Genomic DNA, 16,643 nt, shown 5'->3' on the forward strand with positions numbered 1-16,643 from the left:
CATTTGCTTCTTCCGCTGATGCGTGAAAAGGAGGATTACATATAGTTAAATCAAAACGTTCTTCTTTATGAATGATAGTTTTAAAGATTTCATTTTTAGCCAACTGCAATCTAATTTCTATTGCATTTTTTAAAACAGGATTGACATCAACGATATTTTTAGCAGAGCGAATAGCAATTTCATCAATTTCAGATCCAACAAAATTCCACCCGTATTCTTGATGACCAATGATTGGATAAACACAATTAGCACCAATGCCAACATCTAAAACTTTAATCTTTTTACCAATTGGAATATGTTGATTATTGCAAGAAGCCAATAAATCTGATGCATAGTGTATATAATCGGCTCTGCCTGGTATTGGCGGGCAAAGGTAACCTTCTGGGATATCCCAAAATTCTATTTGATAAAAATGTTTTAGTAAGGCTTTATTTAACGTTTTTACTGAATTCGGATTAGCAAAATCAATTGATTCATCTCCATATTTATTTATACCAACAAACTCTGCAAGTTCTGGACATGAATTTATTAAAGCCTTAAAATCATACCTCGATCGATGTTTATTTCTAGGATGTAAAGTGTTTTTTTCTTGCTTTTCCATTAAGCAGTTTTAACATCTTCTTCGCTATAATCTTTAATATCTGTGATGTAACCATTAATCAAAAGGAAGTCGAATAGTGGTTTTGCATCTGGAGTTACTGGCATATTTTCAGTAGAAATAACTGTATTTGTCTTCTTATCCATAAAAGGATAGGCAAAAAGTTTTACGTTTTGCGTAAACATATCACTTACATAAGCCAACAATTGACTAGAATAATTCTCGCCGAAATTTTTAGAATTGAAAACGAATTTAAGGTTATTTATGTTAGTCGAAATTCCAACACTTTTAGGTTTGCAACGACCTAAGTATTTAGCTAATCTGTTGTGTCGAGTAAAATTAGAAACTATTACTAAATTTCCTGTTTTACACATATCTTCTGCCCTTTTAGCTACAGATTCTAAATCAATATCATCTGGTGTTTCTTGCTCATTTGTTAAAACGTTAGTTAATAAAACTTCTATCATAACTGCGAGATTCCCATCTTCTACTGAGTTGGTACGCTTAAATTGATCAGTTGCCTTATTAAATAAATTGAAGTTAGGTAATGATTTCTGACCGTATTTAGTCCTTAAAATCATAATATCTTTTTTATACAATAAATCTTTCGCTTGACGAGGATGACCGTCTGCATCGAAAATAGCAGCTGCAGAAAAATCCTTCATAATTAAATAAAGATTTAAAAGCGTATTGTTTACTTCTCCAAAAGCTGGCCCTTTTACTGAAATTAAATCAATCTCTACCGATCCAACAGTTAAATTATCCGCTAGTGATTCTATCATCACTTTAGGTTCATGGTAATGATAAAAAGCTGCATAAACTAAATTCACGCCAATAATACCTAATACGCGTTGCTGCATATTTACATCGGTATCTAATAAACGAACATGGAAAAATATTTCATTTGGCAAACCTCCTGGTTCATTTTGAAAACGAATTCCCACCCAACCATGTGGTTCATTTGTACGTTTAAAATTTAGCGTGGTAACTGTATCTGCAAATGCGAAAAAAGTACGATTATCATATTTTTCACCTAACAAACGTTCGTTAAGTAATCCAAATTCATGGTCGAGCATTCTTAAAAGTCTATTCTGACTAACATATCTACCAGATGCTTCTGCGCCATAAATTGCATCACTAAAAGTCATATCATAAGCTGACATGGTTTTAGCAACTGTACCTGAAGCTGCACCAGCTGTAAAAAAATTACGTGCAACTTCTTGTCCAGCGCCTATTTCTGCAAATGTTCCGTAAATCTGCTCGTTTAGGTTTATTTTTAAGGCTTTACGCTTGGTATCAAGGATTTCTCTTTCCATGCTGCAAAAATAACAAAAATCATTAGTTGATTGGCATTAATGGTTCATTAGTTCATTAGTTTAATTGGCTAAATGTCAAACCCAATGAGCGAGTGACTCATGACCTAATTGGTTATAAAAAAGATAAGGGCAACATCTTTAGATGCGCCCTTACCAACCTTAAACTCTCCCATAGGGAACCCTCTCGGGTAAAATCAAACTATTGTATTATGAAACTACAATTTCTTTATGTGCTTCTTTAGCTTCGTCCTTTTTACCAATTGTGATTGTTAAAATTCCGTTTGTATATTCTGCACTTATTTTTTCTGTGTCAATTCCTTCTGGCAACACAAAAGATCTTGCGAATGAAGTGTATTCAAACTCTTTACGCGTATAATCTTTTTGTACATCTGTGTTTTCTATTTTTTTCTCAACCCAAACCGAAAGATTATCTTTTTTAAGATCAATTTTAAAATCTTCCTTATTTAAGCCAGGAGCAGCTACTTCAATTTTGTAATCGTTAGCATTTTCATAAATGTTTACATTAGGTACTTTATTTACACCGTAATTTTTATTCAATGCATCACTAAACAAAGAATCGAAAACATTGTTAAAGTAAGGTGCTGTGTTTCTTGTTTTGTTGTTAAATTTTACTAAAGTCATTTTTAAATCCTCCGTTATATTATTTTTTAAATTATAATTGTTCATATTCAAACCTCATTCCAACCGAAAAAATTATGTTTTTTAAGACATTTTGGCGTAAAAAAGAAAAACAACCAGACAAAAAGTCAGTTATACTGGGCCATATAGACAGTTTCAAGTATAAAACTACAATTGAAATGCGCTTTGCAGACTTAGATATGATGGGGCACGTAAACAATGCAGTCTACTTTACTTACATGGAAATTGGTCGAACTAAATACTGGAATCACGCAATAAATTGGGATTGGCGCACAACTGGAGTAATCATCGGTCAAGCTTCAATAGATTATCTATCTCCTCTTTTCTTAGGTGATAAAATAAACATGTATGTACGTACTTCGAGAATTGGAACTACAAGTTTCGATTTGGAATATTTGATCGTAAAAGAGGTAAATGGTAAAGAAGTTACCTGCAGTAAAGGAAAGACGATTTGTGTAGCTTTCGATTATAACACCAAAAAACCCGCTCCAATTCCAGATAGGGAAAGAAATAAGATGATGGAGTTTGAACAACTTACTGGTTAGCTTGTTAGATGATTAGTTCTTTAGATTTTTGGTTGATTGGACTAAATTAGTGATAGATAATACAACCAAAAATCTAAAAACCAACAAACTAATTAAATATCTTACCAGGATTTAAAATTCGTTTAGGATCAAATACTTGCTTAATGTTGCGCATTAAATTCAGGTGAATTTCACTGTATTTTATTGTCATGTAATCCCTCTGAACTAAACCAATGCCATGTTCTCCAGATATCGTTCCGCCTAAAGCAGTGGTTAATTCAAAAATTTCTACGATTCCATCTTTTAATTTATGATTCCAATCGTTATCGCTCATGCCACCTTTAATAATATTGATGTGTAAATTTCCGTCTCCTGCATGACCATAACAAACACTTTCGAAACCGTACTTAGCGCCAATTTCTTTAATTCCATGTACTAATTTGGGCAATGCTGCTCTCGGAACTACGGTATCTTCTTCTTTATAAACAGAGTTTGATTTTACAGATTCGGCCATTGTTCTCCGCATTCGCCATAAGTCTTCTTTTTGTTGTGCTGTATCAGCAAAAAGAACTTCGGTACAGCCAAATTCTTCGAGCACCATATTTACTTTTTCGCAGTCTTTGAAAATAGTATCTAAATCATCTCCATCAAATTCAATCATTAAAAATGCATTTACATCATCTTTCAAATCGAATTTTATATCATCGAATTTTATAACCCACTCTACTCCTTTTCTTTCCATAAATTCTAAAGCAGACGGTGTAATCCCAGCTCTAAAAATAGCCGAAACTGCTGCACAAGCCTGTTCATTTGTAGCAAAAGAACCTAACATCAATACTGTTTGACTAACTGAGGGAATCAACTTTGTTACAATTTTAGTAACCACAGCCAAAGTACCTTCAGAACCAATCATTAACTGTGTTAAATTATAACCGGAGGCATATTTTAAGGTATTTGCACCAGTCCAAATTATATCGCCGTTGGCTAAGACAATTTCTAAATTGAGAATATACTCCCGAATTGTTCCGTATTTAACCACCCTCGGACCGCCAGAACCATGCGCCACATTACCACCAATAAAACATGAACCTTTACTACTTGGATCTACCGGATAAAGTAATCCTTTTTCAGCTACTGCATTCATAAATTCCTCAGTAATTACACCAGGTTCAACAGTAGCTTGTAGGTTTTCAGTATCAATATTTATTATCGATTTAAATTTCTCCATAGATAATAAAACCCCACCAAAAATAGGCAAAGCAGCACCGCTCAAACCTGTCCCCCCGCCACGTGGCGTAACTGGAACATGATATTGGTTACATATCTTAAGCAAAGCTGAAACACTCGCAGTATCATTTGGCTTAACCACAACTTCTGGAAAATAGTTCAAATCTTCCGTTTCATCATGAGCATAATTTGCTAAGGATTCATCATCAACAAAAACATTTTGCTTACCAATAGCATTTTCTATTTCTGCTAAAATAGCGCTGTTTATTTTAGTGTATTCCATTTTATTTTAAAGAAGTATAATTCAATTGCACAAAAGAATGACCAATTTCGCCTGGCATTGGCGGATGTAATTTTTTAATTCCAACAGTGGCTGTTGCTATAAATGGGTAGATTTTTATCAACTCATTTACTATGTTTTTAACAACCGTTTCTAGCAATTTTTGAGTGTCTTGCATAGCTGATACGAGAATTGTATTTATTACTTCGTAGTTTACAGTTTGCTTCAAATCTTCGGTATCACCAGATGGGATAAAAGTTACTTCAACATCAACAGAAAAATGACTTCCAGTGAGTTGTTCTTCAGGATAAAATCCATGAAAAGCATAAAATTTAACCTCTTTTAAGGCGACGGTTTGTACAAACATTAGGTTTAACTAATTTAAAGCAATAATATGTAGCAAAATTAATTTTTTTAACGGTTTTAACTAGTCATTATAGTAAATTATTACCTTTGGTTTTACCAAAAAGCATAAACCAAATAGTTACGTAACATGAATAAATCATCCAAGAAAGACCTTTACGAAGCACCAGATTATTATCAATTAGACGAACTTTTATCAGAAGAACATCTTTTAATTCGCTCAACTGTAAGAGATTGGGTTAAAAAAGAAGTAAGCCCTATAATTGAAGATTATGCTCAAAGAGCTGAGTTTCCTAAGCATTTAATTAAAGGCTTGGGAGAAATTGGTGCTTTTGGGCCTACAATTCCGGTTGAATATGGTGGAGCAGGTTTAGATTATACTGCTTACGGTATTATTATGCAAGAAATTGAACGCGGAGATTCTGGAATTCGTTCTACCGCATCGGTTCAAGGTTCTTTAGTAATGTATCCAATTTACGCTTATGGTACCGAAGAACAACGTAAAAAATATTTACCAAAATTAGCTACAGGCGAATTAATGGGCTGTTTTGGTTTAACAGAGCCAGATCACGGCTCTAATCCTGGCGGAATGGTAACTAACATTAAAGATAAAGGTGATCATTATCTGTTAAATGGTGCAAAAATGTGGATTTCGAATGCTCCGTTTGCAGATATTGCAGTAGTTTGGGCGAAAGATGAAGAAGGAAAAATTCGCGGAATGGTTGTAGAACGCGGAATGGAAGGTTTTAGCACTCCAGAAACACATGGCAAATGGAGTTTAAGAGCATCCGCCACTGGTGAATTAGTTTTTGATAATGTAAAAGTTCCAAAGGAAAATATTTTTCCAGATATCAAGGGTTTAAAAGGCCCATTGGGTTGTTTAAACCAGGCACGTTATGGTATAGCTTGGGGCGCTTTGGGTGCCGCAATGGATTGCTACGATACAGCTTTACGCTATTCTAAAGAACGTATTCAATTCGGAAAACCAATTGGTGGATTTCAATTACAACAAAAGAAATTGGCTGAAATGATTACAGAAATCACAAAAGGTCAATTGTTGGTTTGGCGTTTAGGAGTTTTAAAAAGTGAAAATAGAGCAACATCTGAACAAATTTCGATGGCAAAACGAAACAGTGTTGAAATTGCTTTAGATATTGCTCGTAATGCTCGACAAATGCTAGGCGGAATGGGTATAACTGGAGAATATTCAATTATGCGTCATATGATGAATTTAGAATCTGTGGTTACTTATGAAGGAACACATGATGTACATTTATTAATAACCGGAATGGATGTGACTGGTTTAAATGCGTTCAAGTAGTTTTACAGTTCACAATTTTCAATAACAACACATTAATGAAGACATTTAAAAAATACCTACCGTTACCAGCTCCTCCAGAAGAAGTTTATTTAGCATTAACTAAAGCTCAAAGCATTCAATTATGGACCGGCGCAGAAGTAGAGTTTACTGAAGAATCTGGAACAGAATTTTCTTTTTGGGATGGTGATATTGTAGGGAAGAACATTGATTTTGAGCCTAATAAAAAAATTGTACAACAATGGTATTTCGGAGAAGATGGTGAGCCATCAATAGTGACCATTAAACTACATGAAGATAAAAAAGGTACTTCTTTAGAATTTGTTCAAACTAATATTCCTGACGAAGATTATAAAGATTTTACAGAGGGAATTGAAGAATATTTTTTAGGCGGATTAGCTGATTTCTTTGAGGTAGAATAACATGTTAAATGATTTAGATAATTTCTATTTTAACTATGAAGAGCCAACAAGGAGCTGTTTATTAGCATTAAGAGAAGTTATTTTAAAACATAACGCACAAATTAAAGCAGAATGGAAGTATAAACTTCCATTTTTTTATTTTAATAGAAAACCACTTTGCTATTTATGGCTGCACAAAACATATAAAAATCCCTATATCGGTTTTGTTGATGGAAATTTAATTAATGATGCGGACTTATTAAAAGAAAAACGCTCTAGGATAAAAATTTTATTGATCGACAAAAATGATGATCTTCCAATAGAAAAGATTAATCATATCTTAACACAAGCCTTATATATTTGCACAAATAAACAATAATATCATCAATCAACACTCTCGAATATGCTCATCAAAAGGAATAGCCTCCTACTCATCCTGCTTTTGCTAACAAGCGCTATCATTTCTTCATGTGGTAGCTTAACCAGCACCTTACCTGTATTTTACACTCCTGCGTCTACATCAAATCATGTTTCGTACTTACCAAAACCAATGATAGCAGATAGTGTGAAAACAAAGAATTACCTAAGCGTAAGTTTTTCTAACAACAGCCTACCCTATGAAACTGGAGAAATGGTAATGGGATTTATTAATTATAACCGTTCGCATGTACTTGAAAATATTAATTTCTCTTATGGTGGCTTTGCGTATTTCGGTGGCACATCTAGAGGTTATGATAATTCAGAACGTAAAATAAGCGAAGAATTTTATGGAAAAGGTTTTCAAGGTATTGGATTAAGAACATCAATTGGTTATGCTGAACAATCAGGTAATACAGAATTTAGAGTATTAAATTGGGAAAACTCTTTAGTTTTTGAAGGAGGAAGCTATTCTTCGTTTAGTAAAAAAGAAAGAGGAAAACACGATCCTTTATCCATTGCATCTGATAAAACAACTTTATATACTACAGGAGGTTCTACGGAAGTTATTTGGTATGGTAAAAAAAATAGAGATAGACAATATGGATTTCGTCTGTTTTTAGGAGCAACTTTAGGCTTACAACATAACATTAACTATACATCTGAAAAAATTAACGGCATGGCCTCAGACTTTTCTTTTTTCTTAAAGATTAGAAATGCCTACGGAATACTCAGCAATGGTAATAATTTAATGAATACCTCAGGCAAAATTACATTAGGCTACTCATTTTAAAACAATTTTGCATTTAAGTCTGTTCCATAATAAAATTCAACTATTATGGGCAAAACATTAGGAATAATATTAATCGTACTTGGAATTGTATTGTTAATTTGGACAGGATTCACATATACTCAAAAAGAAAAAGTAATCGATGCTGGACCTATTCAAGTATCTGCAGATAAAGAAAAATCAGTTAACTGGCCTCCATATGTTGGCGGAATAGTTTTAATTGCTGGCGTTGTTGTTTTTGTAAGTTCAAAACGTAAATAATCTTCGCAAAAAACGCTTTTTTAAAAGCCAAAATTTAATTGTAACAGCACAGCGAGGTGCCAAATCTCTAGCTTTTAATATACATGCTAATTAGGTGAGCTTAGTTATAAAATAACATTGCTAAAATCGCTAAGATACCGTGTAAATATTCATCTATAAGTCTTAGTTTATATAACAGCACATAAAATCCGCATCAAGTCCGCCTTTTCTCAGTAAAAGGCGGACTTGATGCGGACTCTATGCGGACTTAACCAAACTAAAACCAAGTGTATACTACTTAACAATTCAGTGAAAAGTGATATAAATAAACGAAGATTGGGCTAAATAAAGCAGGTGGAACTAATGATAAATTTAACTTTGAATTGATTAAAAAATTTACACACTAAGGTCCTCGCTAGAAAATGTTTGTACACTTTCTCTTAAATTATAATGCGATGCCATTACTTCACCATATGCACCTGCACTTCTGATAGCAATAAGATCATTTCTAAACGTTTCAGGCAATTCAACTTCTTTACCAAAGCAATCTGTACTCTCACAAATTGGACCTACCACATCATATTTAATAATATCGTTAGTGCCTTGTGATAAATTTTCTATTTGGTGATAAGCTTGGTACAATGCTGGACGCATTAATTCTGTCATACCAGCATCTAAAATGATAAAATTCTTTTTCTTACCATTTTTAACGTAAAGCACCTTGCTTATTAGCGATGCGCTTTGACCTACTAATGCTCTACCCAATTCAAAATGGACTTCTTGATAAGGCTTTACATCAAGAAAATCTGCGAAAATTTTAAAGTAAGATTCAAAATCTGGGATTTGTTGATTTGGATTGTGATAATCGATACCCAAACCGCCACCAACATTTAATACAGTTACTTTAAATCCATGATCTTCAAACCAAGCAGCAAATTCATTTACGCGAACACACAGATTTTTATAAACGTCTAAATTGGTAATTTGAGAACCAATGTGAAAGTGAATACCAATAAATTGTAAATTCGGTGAAATATTTAAAACATCAGCACACGCTGGCATATCCCAAGAGTTTACACCGAACTTATTTTCATCTAAACCTGTGGTGATATTTGCATGTGTATGTGCATCAACATTTGGGTTAATTCGAATAGCAATTTTGGCGATTTTTCCTTTTTTTTCTGCCAATTCATTAATTACAGAAAGCTCTTGAACAGATTCTACGTTAAAGCAAAAAATATCATTATCCAATGCATCATTAATTTCTTTATCAGATTTACCAACGCCAGCAAAAACTACTTTATCTTTCGCAAAACCTAGTTCTAACGCTTTTTTTACTTCATTTCCACTCACACAATCTGCTCCAAAACCTACTTTTTCAATCTTCTTTAATACAATTGGATTAAAATTAGCTTTCATCGCATAATGCACATGAAATTTATATGCACTCGAAGCTTTATTACATGCATTTAAAGTGCTTTCAAGCAAATTTAAATCATAATAGTAAAACGGAGTTTCTAATTTAGAGAAATGTGCTATATCTTTATCGGAAAACATAATCTTGAAATTTCTATTTATACTTTTTTTGGTCTTTTTGGCAATACTTTATGCCGGTAATTATATCGATTACAAAAATGGAAATATTAGTCGAAAGGAGTTTGAACGAAGAATTCGACTTTCTATATTACTTTTGTTAGTTATCATTTTTCTCTATTTCTATCTCAGAAAACGAGTGTAAATGCGCATTATGCTACTCAAAAATACGATCGTGTAAACTTCTTAGCGCTTCAACTTTGTTTGGCGTACCAATTAAAAGTGAAATATTATAAGCACTACCTCCATAAGAAATCATTCGTACTGGAATGTGCTTAATTGAATCTAACACTTTAGCAGCATATCCATGTTTTTCTGCACCAAAGTCTCCTACTACACACACAATAGTTTGATCTTTATCAATTTCTACCGAGCCGAAAGAATTTAATTCTTTAATAATTTCATCCAGATTATCTGTAAAATCAATAGTTAATGATACCGCAACTTCCGAAGTGGTAATCATATCAATTGGCGTTTTATATCTTTCGAAGATTTCAAAAATTCGACGTAAAAAACCATATGCTAGTAACATCCTACTCGATTGGATTTTGATAGCTGTAATACCATCTTTTGCCGCAATAGATTTGATTTTACCTTTTTCGCTTTCAGTACTAATTACAGTGCCTAAAGCCTTTGGCTCCATTGTATTTAACAACCTAACGGGAATTTTGTATTTCTGAGCAGGAAAAACAGATTGTGGATGCAAAATTTTAGCACCGAAATAAGCTAATTCTGCCGCCTCATCAAATGATAAATGAGAAATTGGTTTAGTACCTTTTACAATCCTCGGATCATTATTGTGCATACCATCAATATCAGTCCAAATTTGAACTTCTTCAGCCATAATAGCTGCGCCCAATAATGAAGCCGTATAGTCACTTCCGCCTCTGCGTAAATTATCTACTTCTCCAAAACTATTTCTACAGATAAAACCTTGAGTGATAAACACATTATTACCTTTATGCTGAGCTAATAATGGAGTTAAATGTTCGGTTGTAAATGGAACATCTGGCTCATTATCTTCGTCAATTTTCATAAAATCTAACGCAGGTAAAAGAACCGACGGCACACCAATAGATTTTAAATAAATATGATATAAAGTAGTTGAAAGTAATTCGCCTTGTGCCAAAACCACCTTCTCTTCTATACTTGTGAACATATCATTTGCTAGCGAAGTCAAGAAATTGAAATGATAATCAACCACTTCTTGTCCTTGTTCTCTAAAATCGCCAGCTGGCAAAAGCTCTAGTACAAACTCATTGTATTCTTGATGTAATGCATTAATTAATTCGGTTGCACTCTGTTTATCTTCCTTGAGTAACTTGGCAGAAATTTCTACTAAACTGTTTGTAGTACCAGACACGGCTGATAATACTACGATTTGTTCTTCAACTGGATTAATGATATCCAGCAATTTTTTCATGCGCTCTGGGCTACCTACAGACGTACCGCCAAATTTTAATATCTTCATTTTTTATTTTAGAATGCGTATTTTTCTTATTATTGTAACGCGGCGTGAAATTAACGAAAAGGCCACTAATTTCCGCTTAAATGACAAAATAAAATTCTGATTGAGTTCTTAAAAAATAGAATGAACAATTTTAATTCTGTTTTGTAATATATAAAACATCAACCAAATTTAGTATGCAACTAGAAGAATCAACCTTAAAAACCATAAATAAATGGCTTACTGGTAATTATGACCAAGACACCAAATCAGAAATTCAATCTTTATTAGACAAAGAAGCATATACCGAATTAACTGATTCGTTTTATAGGGATTTAGAGTTTGGTACTGGCGGTTTACGTGGAATTATGGGTGCTGGTTCTAATCGCATTAACAAGTACACTATTGGTACTGCTACTCAAGGTTTAGCAAATTACTTGAATAAAAAATATCCAGGAGAAAAAATAAGTGTAGCTATTGCGCACGATAGTAGAAACAACTCGGATTATTTTGCGAAAATTACTGCAGATGTGTTTTCTGCAAATGGTATTCATGTGTACTTTTTTTCCGCATTAAGACCAACTCCAGAACTCTCTTTTGCCATTCGTACATTAGGCTGTAAAAGTGGGGTAATGTTAACAGCATCACATAACCCAAAAGAATACAACGGTTACAAAGCTTATGGGAATGATGGAGGGCAGTTTACGGCTCCTGATGATAAAATGGTGATGGATGAAGTTGCAGCGATTAAAAATATCGATGAAGTAAAATTTGAACGCATTGCTACTAATGTAGAATTAATAGGCGAAGAAATTGACAAGCATTATTTAGATAAAATCACTGAACTTTCAGTTTCGCCTGATGCTATCGCTCGTGAACATGATTTAAAAATCGTTTACTCTCCTATCCACGGTACTGGAATTACGTTAGTTCCTAAAGCATTGGCTCAGTTCGGTTTCACGAATGTAACAGTTGTTGAAGAGCAAAGTAAACCAGACGGGAATTTTCCAACAGTTGTTTACCCAAATCCAGAAGAAAAAGAAGCATTGACTTTAGCCTTAAAAAAAGCAGAAGAATTAGATGCTGATTTAGTTTTAGCAACTGATCCAGATGCTGACCGTGTGGGTATTGCTGTAAAAAATAACGATGGAGAGTTTGTATTATTAAATGGAAATCAGACAGGAAGTTTATTAATAAATTATATATTAACTGCTTGGGAAGAAAAGGGAAAACTAACAGGCAACGAATATGTGGTTTCTACTATTGTAACAACAAGTTTAATTAAAGCCATTTGTGATGCTAAAGGGGTTGAATATTTTAACACTTTAACAGGTTTTAAATGGATTGGAAATGTGATGACCAGCTTAGAAGGCAAAAAAACTTTTATTGCTGGTGGTGAAGAAAGTTATGGCTATTTAATTGGTGATTTAGTTAGAGATAAAGATGCTGTGGTTTCTTGTGCTTTTATTGCAGAAATGACGGCTTTTTACAAAGATAAAGGCAGCAGCTTATACCAAGCGATGATTGAAATGTATGTTACTTATGGTATGTATAAGGAGGATTTAGTGTCGATTACTAAAAAAGGTAAAACGGGTGCTGAAGAAATCAAAGGGATGATGGAGAAATTCAGAAACAATCCACCGGCAAAATTGGGTGGTTCTGAAGTTGTTACCTTAAAGGATTACGAATTAAATAAAGAAACGGATATTAAAGCAGGTAAGAGCAAAGAACTAGGTTTTCCAAAATCTGATGTTTTACAATTCATTACCGCTGATGGAAGTATTATTTCTGCAAGACCAAGTGGTACAGAACCTAAAATTAAGTTCTATTGCAGTGTAAATACATCTTTAGCAAGCGTAGCGGATTTTGATGCAACTGAAACAAAACTTGCAGAGAAAATTAAAACAATAATGGAGGATTTGCAGGGTTAATTGCTTGTGAGTTCATTTTGTCATTTCGGCTGAAGCGCAGCGGAATTGAGAAATCTTTAAAATAGAAAGTCCAAAGATTTAGCTTCGCTGAGCACTTCGTGGTTCTCGACTGCGCACGAAATGACGAACGGGTTAGTTATCGTCTAATTAACCACATCCCAAAGTGATTTTAACTTAACCACAACAGCTTTACTTTTTAACTCGTTCAAATCAAACGTAATTACCTTCTCCTTCTCCGCTTCCAAATCGAAGTAATTATCACTTAGTTTACCTTTATACCCTGTAATATCAACAAAAACGTATTTAGCAAAGCTTGATGATTTTAAAATGATTTTATTGCCTCTAATCTGACATATAATTTTCGGATTAGTTAATTTTAAGTCTTTAGGCTTTACTACATCTCTTTCAGGTTTAACATCATCTCGATAAGCTTCTTTTACAGCATACCAAGCAGCTTTTGGTGCTCTATCGTAATAATCAGTAATACTCCAGCTCGCCACTGGCCAGCAATCATTTAATTGCCACAGCAAAGTTCCCATATTGAAAGGCGCTTTACTCCGATGAATTAAAATCATGTTTTTAAAGCCATAATATTGTACACATTGTGTGAGGTAAGTGTAATCTTCAACAGGAAGGTTATTAACTTTTGCCGAATCAATCATATAGTTTTTGAGATAAATATTCAGTTTATCAAACCCATTTCCTGCTTTTTGATGATGTTTTAAAACCTCAGAAAACAAATATCTATCCTGCGGTTGAGTAAACCTTAACACACTCGAATAATTAGGCATTGCTTGCATTCCATATTCACTTACAAACCTTCCTGTTTTATTTTCGAAAACTTCAAAATCTTCATTCCCCCACCAAACTCCCCAATAATGACTATCGCCTTCGGTAAAGCTATTTTTAACACCCCAGCCATATTTTGGAGAAGAACTAATGTATGGTCGACTACCATCCACTTCTTTTAACCATTTTGGAATACTATCTCTAAATAATCGAGTATAATCATTCCACAGTTTAGCAGAATCTTTAGGTGGAATACGGAATTGATTTTGCCAACCCCAACGATTAAAAGCTTCATCAATTTCATTATTTCCACACCATAATACAATGCTTTTATGATGACGTAATCGCTTAACTTGATATTTTACTTCTTCCCGCACATTATCAAAAAAAGCTTTATCGCCTGGAACCATTGCCCCTGCGAACATAAAATCTTGCCATACGTGAATACCCAATGAATCACATAAATCATAAAAATCATCAGATTCATAAATTCCCCCACCCCAAACTCTTAACATGTTCATGTTTGCATCCTTTGCCATTAGAAGTATTTTGCGGTAGTCATTTTTAGTCATTCGAGTTACAAAAGCATCGGATGGAATGTAGTTTGCACCTTTCATGTACACAGGCTTACCATCAATTTTAAAATAAAATGATGTTCCTTTTTCATCCGGTTGTTGAACTAATTCTACATTTACAGGCGCTACGAATGGTTTTTCTAGTGGTTTTTTATCATATCCTTCTAACCTTACTTCTTTCCAAATTCCACAACCTGTTAATTTTGGTCCCCAATCCCAACCAAAATGAAATTGTGCCTTACGTACATAAGCTCGAGGATTATCTGGAATTACAAATGGCACTTCAGCTTTTGCTAAAGAATCGACCGTATTTTGAGCAGAATGAAAACGGATAAGTAATTTATTGTCTTTTTGTTTAAGCGCTTTTTTTACATCAATTTTCCATTTACGAAACATATTATTTGCTTGTAAAATCAGTTTGCCGTTCAAATACACATCTGCATAGGTATCTAAACCGTCAAATATTAATTCTATATGCTGCCTCTTAAAAAGATTCGGTAAAACCGAAAAAGTACTTTTATAATCCCAGTTTTCCTTTTCTATCCATTGCAATTTCTTCTCGTTATCACGATAAAATGGATCTGGGATTAATTTATTAGCTATCAAGTCTAGATGTACCTCTCCTGGCACTTTTGCGGAATACCATTTCGCATCATCCTGTTCTTGAAAACTCCAATTTGTAGTCAGTTTTTGCGATAAAACTTGTGCATTAACTCCAAAGGCTAAACTTAAACTTATGAACAAGAGAAAAAGAGAAAATTTATAATTGATTTTTAACATCAGAATCTATTAATCTATTTAATGGTGAACTGGAAGCTAAAATACATAATCTACGACCTTATAAAAATTATAATTAATCGCTCGCAATTAGGAATCAATGCTTACTTTTGCCTCAATGATTATCCGTAGAAGAATTATTGCACTGTTTTTATTATTTGGCATATTAGCCAATTGCTTTAATTACTGGGTATTGTCATCGTCTTACTCTTTTAACAGAGCGTATATTTCATCTGTACTTTGTACCAATAAAGACAAACCCGAACTGCATTGTGAGGGTAAATGTTTTATGGATATTAAATTAAAAGAATTAGAACAAAAAAATAAACAAGAGCAAGATAATTTAAAAAGAATTGTTGAAACGGTCGCCCCTATTACAGAAGATTTGTTAGCGCCAGTTTATGAAACATCATTTTCTGTAGCAATTCCAAATTATCTGCAAAAAAGACCTATTAGTACTGCTATTGCTATCTTCCATCCACCAAAACAGGCTTAGGTTTTTTCACATTGCCCTCAACTAGTTAAGGGTCACATTGCTATTTCAGCAAAATAATTTACTTATTAAAAATAATCATGCACTAGCATCAGCTTTGCCATGGTATTTTCCATCTTATAAATTCAAAATAATGAATATTAAAAATATATTGATCTTACTTTTCACAGTATTAATAGTTGGTTTTACGTCTTGTAAAAAAGATGAAGTGATCAACTCAACAGAAAAAGGCGCTTTTACCATCGAATTCGAAAATGAAGTAAACGGAGTGCCATTAGTTTTAAATAGTCAAAATTACATAAATGCCAATGGCGATAGCTTTAACGTTTCTATTTTTAAATATTATGTGAGCAATATTAAATTAACTAAAACTGATGGTACAGTTTATAGCCTACCAGAAAGTTATATTTTGGTAGACGCATCAAAACCAAGTTCATTGTTAACTAATTTTAAGAATATTCCAACAGGAGATTATGCTAAAATTTCCTTCATCATCGGTGTAGACAAAGAGCGAAATTTGGCAGGTGCACAGACTGGTGCATTAGATCCAGCTTTAGGCATGTTTTGGACATGGAATAGTGGTTATATCTTCGTTAAACTAGAAGGAACATCGCCACAATCTACAGCAGCCAATAACGCATTAACTTTCCATATAGGCGGTATTGTTGATCCAAATAATACGATTAGAACGTTCAGTACTGATTTTAGCACTGGAAATCCGTTAAGAATTAGAGCTGATAAAAATCCGCAAATACATTTTACGGCAAATGCAGGAAGTTTATTTACGGGTAAACAAAATATCAGCTTTGCTAACCTAAATTTTACTATGGGTGGTGCAAATTCTGTTTTAGTTGCCGACAATTACGCAACTAGTTTATTTGAATTTGAGCATATACATAACTAA

At 33.5% G+C, this 16,643-nt stretch carries 17 protein-coding genes; 9 read left to right on the forward strand and 8 right to left on the reverse strand.

Annotated features, from left to right (window positions below; translation table 11 throughout):
* The 3 genes from rlmF to WC622_RS12280 all read right to left on the reverse strand — a co-directional run.
* Positions 1 to 601 (reverse strand): 23S rRNA (adenine(1618)-N(6))-methyltransferase RlmF (rlmF, locus tag WC622_RS12270; protein ID WP_372819990.1); only part of this gene is annotated, 601 nt, incomplete at its 3' end.
* Positions 601 to 1,914 (reverse strand): nicotinamide mononucleotide adenylyltransferase, encoded by a 1,314-nt coding sequence (locus tag WC622_RS12275; RefSeq protein ID WP_372819991.1) that lies wholly within the window; start codon positions 1,912 to 1,914, stop codon positions 601 to 603. The genes WC622_RS12275 and rlmF, both read right to left, overlap by 1 nt.
* A gap of 207 nt (positions 1,915 to 2,121) precedes the next feature.
* The gene (locus WC622_RS12280) at positions 2,122 to 2,556 is read right to left on the reverse strand and encodes an Hsp20/alpha crystallin family protein (protein WP_372819992.1); all 435 of its coding nucleotides are present in this window, start codon (positions 2,554 to 2,556) and stop codon (positions 2,122 to 2,124) included.
* Between the two features lie 74 nt (positions 2,557 to 2,630).
* Here WC622_RS12280 and WC622_RS12285 point away from each other — a divergent pair, with 74 nt between their 5' ends.
* Complete coding sequence (locus WC622_RS12285; RefSeq protein WP_372819993.1) at positions 2,631 to 3,119, forward strand: acyl-CoA thioesterase; 489 nt, start codon at positions 2,631 to 2,633, stop codon at positions 3,117 to 3,119.
* An 88-nt stretch (positions 3,120 to 3,207) separates the two neighbouring features.
* Here WC622_RS12285 and WC622_RS12290 read toward each other — a convergent pair whose 3' ends face one another.
* Positions 3,208 to 4,608 (reverse strand): FAD-binding oxidoreductase, encoded by a 1,401-nt coding sequence (locus WC622_RS12290; RefSeq protein ID WP_372819994.1) that lies wholly within the window; start codon positions 4,606 to 4,608, stop codon positions 3,208 to 3,210.
* 1 nt (position 4,609) lies between these two features.
* Positions 4,610 to 4,972, reverse strand: coding sequence for a dihydroneopterin aldolase (locus tag WC622_RS12295; RefSeq protein ID WP_372819995.1), 363 nt, complete (start codon positions 4,970 to 4,972; stop codon positions 4,610 to 4,612).
* Between the two features lie 126 nt (positions 4,973 to 5,098).
* Here WC622_RS12295 and WC622_RS12300 point away from each other — a divergent pair, with 126 nt between their 5' ends.
* The 5 genes from WC622_RS12300 to WC622_RS12320 are packed head-to-tail and all read left to right on the forward strand — an operon-like array spanning position 5,099 to position 8,155.
* Positions 5,099 to 6,289, forward strand: a complete 1,191-nt coding sequence (locus WC622_RS12300) for an acyl-CoA dehydrogenase family protein (protein WP_372819996.1) — start codon at positions 5,099 to 5,101, stop codon at positions 6,287 to 6,289.
* A 35-nt stretch (positions 6,290 to 6,324) separates the two neighbouring features.
* Complete coding sequence (locus WC622_RS12305; protein WP_372819997.1) at positions 6,325 to 6,708, forward strand: SRPBCC domain-containing protein; 384 nt, start codon at positions 6,325 to 6,327, stop codon at positions 6,706 to 6,708.
* Between the two features lies 1 nt (position 6,709).
* Positions 6,710 to 7,066: a DUF1801 domain-containing protein gene (locus WC622_RS12310; RefSeq protein WP_372819998.1), complete on the forward strand. Its 357-nt coding sequence runs from the start codon at positions 6,710 to 6,712 to the stop codon at positions 7,064 to 7,066.
* 24 nt (positions 7,067 to 7,090) lie between these two features.
* Positions 7,091 to 7,897, forward strand: a complete 807-nt coding sequence (locus WC622_RS12315; protein ID WP_372819999.1) for a hypothetical protein — start codon at positions 7,091 to 7,093, stop codon at positions 7,895 to 7,897.
* A 45-nt stretch (positions 7,898 to 7,942) separates the two neighbouring features.
* Complete coding sequence (locus WC622_RS12320) at positions 7,943 to 8,155, forward strand: hypothetical protein (RefSeq protein WP_372820000.1); 213 nt, start codon at positions 7,943 to 7,945, stop codon at positions 8,153 to 8,155.
* 375 nt (positions 8,156 to 8,530) lie between these two features.
* On the opposite strand, the gene lysA is transcribed toward WC622_RS12320, so the two are convergent.
* Complete coding sequence (gene lysA / locus WC622_RS12325) at positions 8,531 to 9,691, reverse strand: diaminopimelate decarboxylase (RefSeq protein WP_372820001.1); 1,161 nt, start codon at positions 9,689 to 9,691, stop codon at positions 8,531 to 8,533.
* Between the two features lie 193 nt (positions 9,692 to 9,884).
* On the reverse strand, positions 9,885 to 11,198 hold the full coding sequence (locus tag WC622_RS12330) for an aspartate kinase (protein ID WP_372820002.1): 1,314 nt from the start codon (positions 11,196 to 11,198) through the stop codon (positions 9,885 to 9,887).
* Between the two features lie 173 nt (positions 11,199 to 11,371).
* Here WC622_RS12330 and WC622_RS12335 point away from each other — a divergent pair, with 173 nt between their 5' ends.
* Complete coding sequence (locus tag WC622_RS12335; protein WP_372820003.1) at positions 11,372 to 13,105, forward strand: phospho-sugar mutase; 1,734 nt, start codon at positions 11,372 to 11,374, stop codon at positions 13,103 to 13,105.
* Positions 13,106 to 13,248: 143 nt separating this feature from the next.
* Here WC622_RS12335 and WC622_RS12340 read toward each other — a convergent pair whose 3' ends face one another.
* On the reverse strand, positions 13,249 to 15,249 hold the full coding sequence (locus tag WC622_RS12340) for a glycosyl hydrolase 2 galactose-binding domain-containing protein (protein ID WP_372820004.1): 2,001 nt from the start codon (positions 15,247 to 15,249) through the stop codon (positions 13,249 to 13,251).
* Between the two features lie 286 nt (positions 15,250 to 15,535).
* On the opposite strand from WC622_RS12340, the gene WC622_RS12345 reads away from it, so the two are divergent.
* Together WC622_RS12345 and WC622_RS12350 are read left to right on the forward strand one after the other, a co-directional pair.
* Entirely contained in the window at positions 15,536 to 15,742 is a 207-nt protein-coding gene (locus WC622_RS12345; RefSeq protein ID WP_372820005.1) for a hypothetical protein, read from the forward strand.
* A 130-nt stretch (positions 15,743 to 15,872) separates the two neighbouring features.
* Positions 15,873 to 16,643, forward strand: a complete 771-nt coding sequence (locus tag WC622_RS12350) for an MbnP family protein (RefSeq protein WP_372820006.1) — start codon at positions 15,873 to 15,875, stop codon at positions 16,641 to 16,643.

Origin of the sequence: Pedobacter sp., assembly GCF_041662865.1 — a bacterium.
Classification (GTDB): domain Bacteria; phylum Bacteroidota; class Bacteroidia; order Sphingobacteriales; family Sphingobacteriaceae; genus Pedobacter.

Bases quoted from the DNA above. Each gene is read 5' to 3' on its own strand.
- WC622_RS12275 (WP_372819991.1), bottom strand. From the start codon at position 1,914: ATGGAAAGAGAAATCCTTGATACCAAGCGTAAAGCCTTAAAAATAAAC.
- WC622_RS12280 (WP_372819992.1), bottom strand. From the start codon at position 2,556: ATGACTTTAGTAAAATTTAACAACAAAACAAGAAACACAGCACCTTAC.
- WC622_RS12285 (WP_372819993.1), top strand. From the start codon at position 2,631: ATGTTTTTTAAGACATTTTGGCGTAAAAAAGAAAAACAACCAGACAAA.
- WC622_RS12290 (WP_372819994.1), bottom strand. From the start codon at position 4,608: ATGGAATACACTAAAATAAACAGCGCTATTTTAGCAGAAATAGAAAAT.
- WC622_RS12295 (WP_372819995.1), bottom strand. From the start codon at position 4,972: ATGTTTGTACAAACCGTCGCCTTAAAAGAGGTTAAATTTTATGCTTTT.
- WC622_RS12300 (WP_372819996.1), top strand. From the start codon at position 5,099: ATGAATAAATCATCCAAGAAAGACCTTTACGAAGCACCAGATTATTAT.
- WC622_RS12305 (WP_372819997.1), top strand. From the start codon at position 6,325: ATGAAGACATTTAAAAAATACCTACCGTTACCAGCTCCTCCAGAAGAA.
- WC622_RS12310 (WP_372819998.1), top strand. From the start codon at position 6,710: ATGTTAAATGATTTAGATAATTTCTATTTTAACTATGAAGAGCCAACA.
- WC622_RS12315 (WP_372819999.1), top strand. From the start codon at position 7,091: ATGCTCATCAAAAGGAATAGCCTCCTACTCATCCTGCTTTTGCTAACA.
- WC622_RS12320 (WP_372820000.1), top strand. From the start codon at position 7,943: ATGGGCAAAACATTAGGAATAATATTAATCGTACTTGGAATTGTATTG.
- lysA (WP_372820001.1), bottom strand. From the start codon at position 9,691: ATGTTTTCCGATAAAGATATAGCACATTTCTCTAAATTAGAAACTCCG.
- WC622_RS12330 (WP_372820002.1), bottom strand. From the start codon at position 11,198: ATGAAGATATTAAAATTTGGCGGTACGTCTGTAGGTAGCCCAGAGCGC.
- WC622_RS12335 (WP_372820003.1), top strand. From the start codon at position 11,372: ATGCAACTAGAAGAATCAACCTTAAAAACCATAAATAAATGGCTTACT.
- WC622_RS12340 (WP_372820004.1), bottom strand. From the start codon at position 15,249: ATGTTAAAAATCAATTATAAATTTTCTCTTTTTCTCTTGTTCATAAGT.
- WC622_RS12345 (WP_372820005.1), top strand. From the start codon at position 15,536: ATGGATATTAAATTAAAAGAATTAGAACAAAAAAATAAACAAGAGCAA.
- WC622_RS12350 (WP_372820006.1), top strand. From the start codon at position 15,873: ATGAATATTAAAAATATATTGATCTTACTTTTCACAGTATTAATAGTT.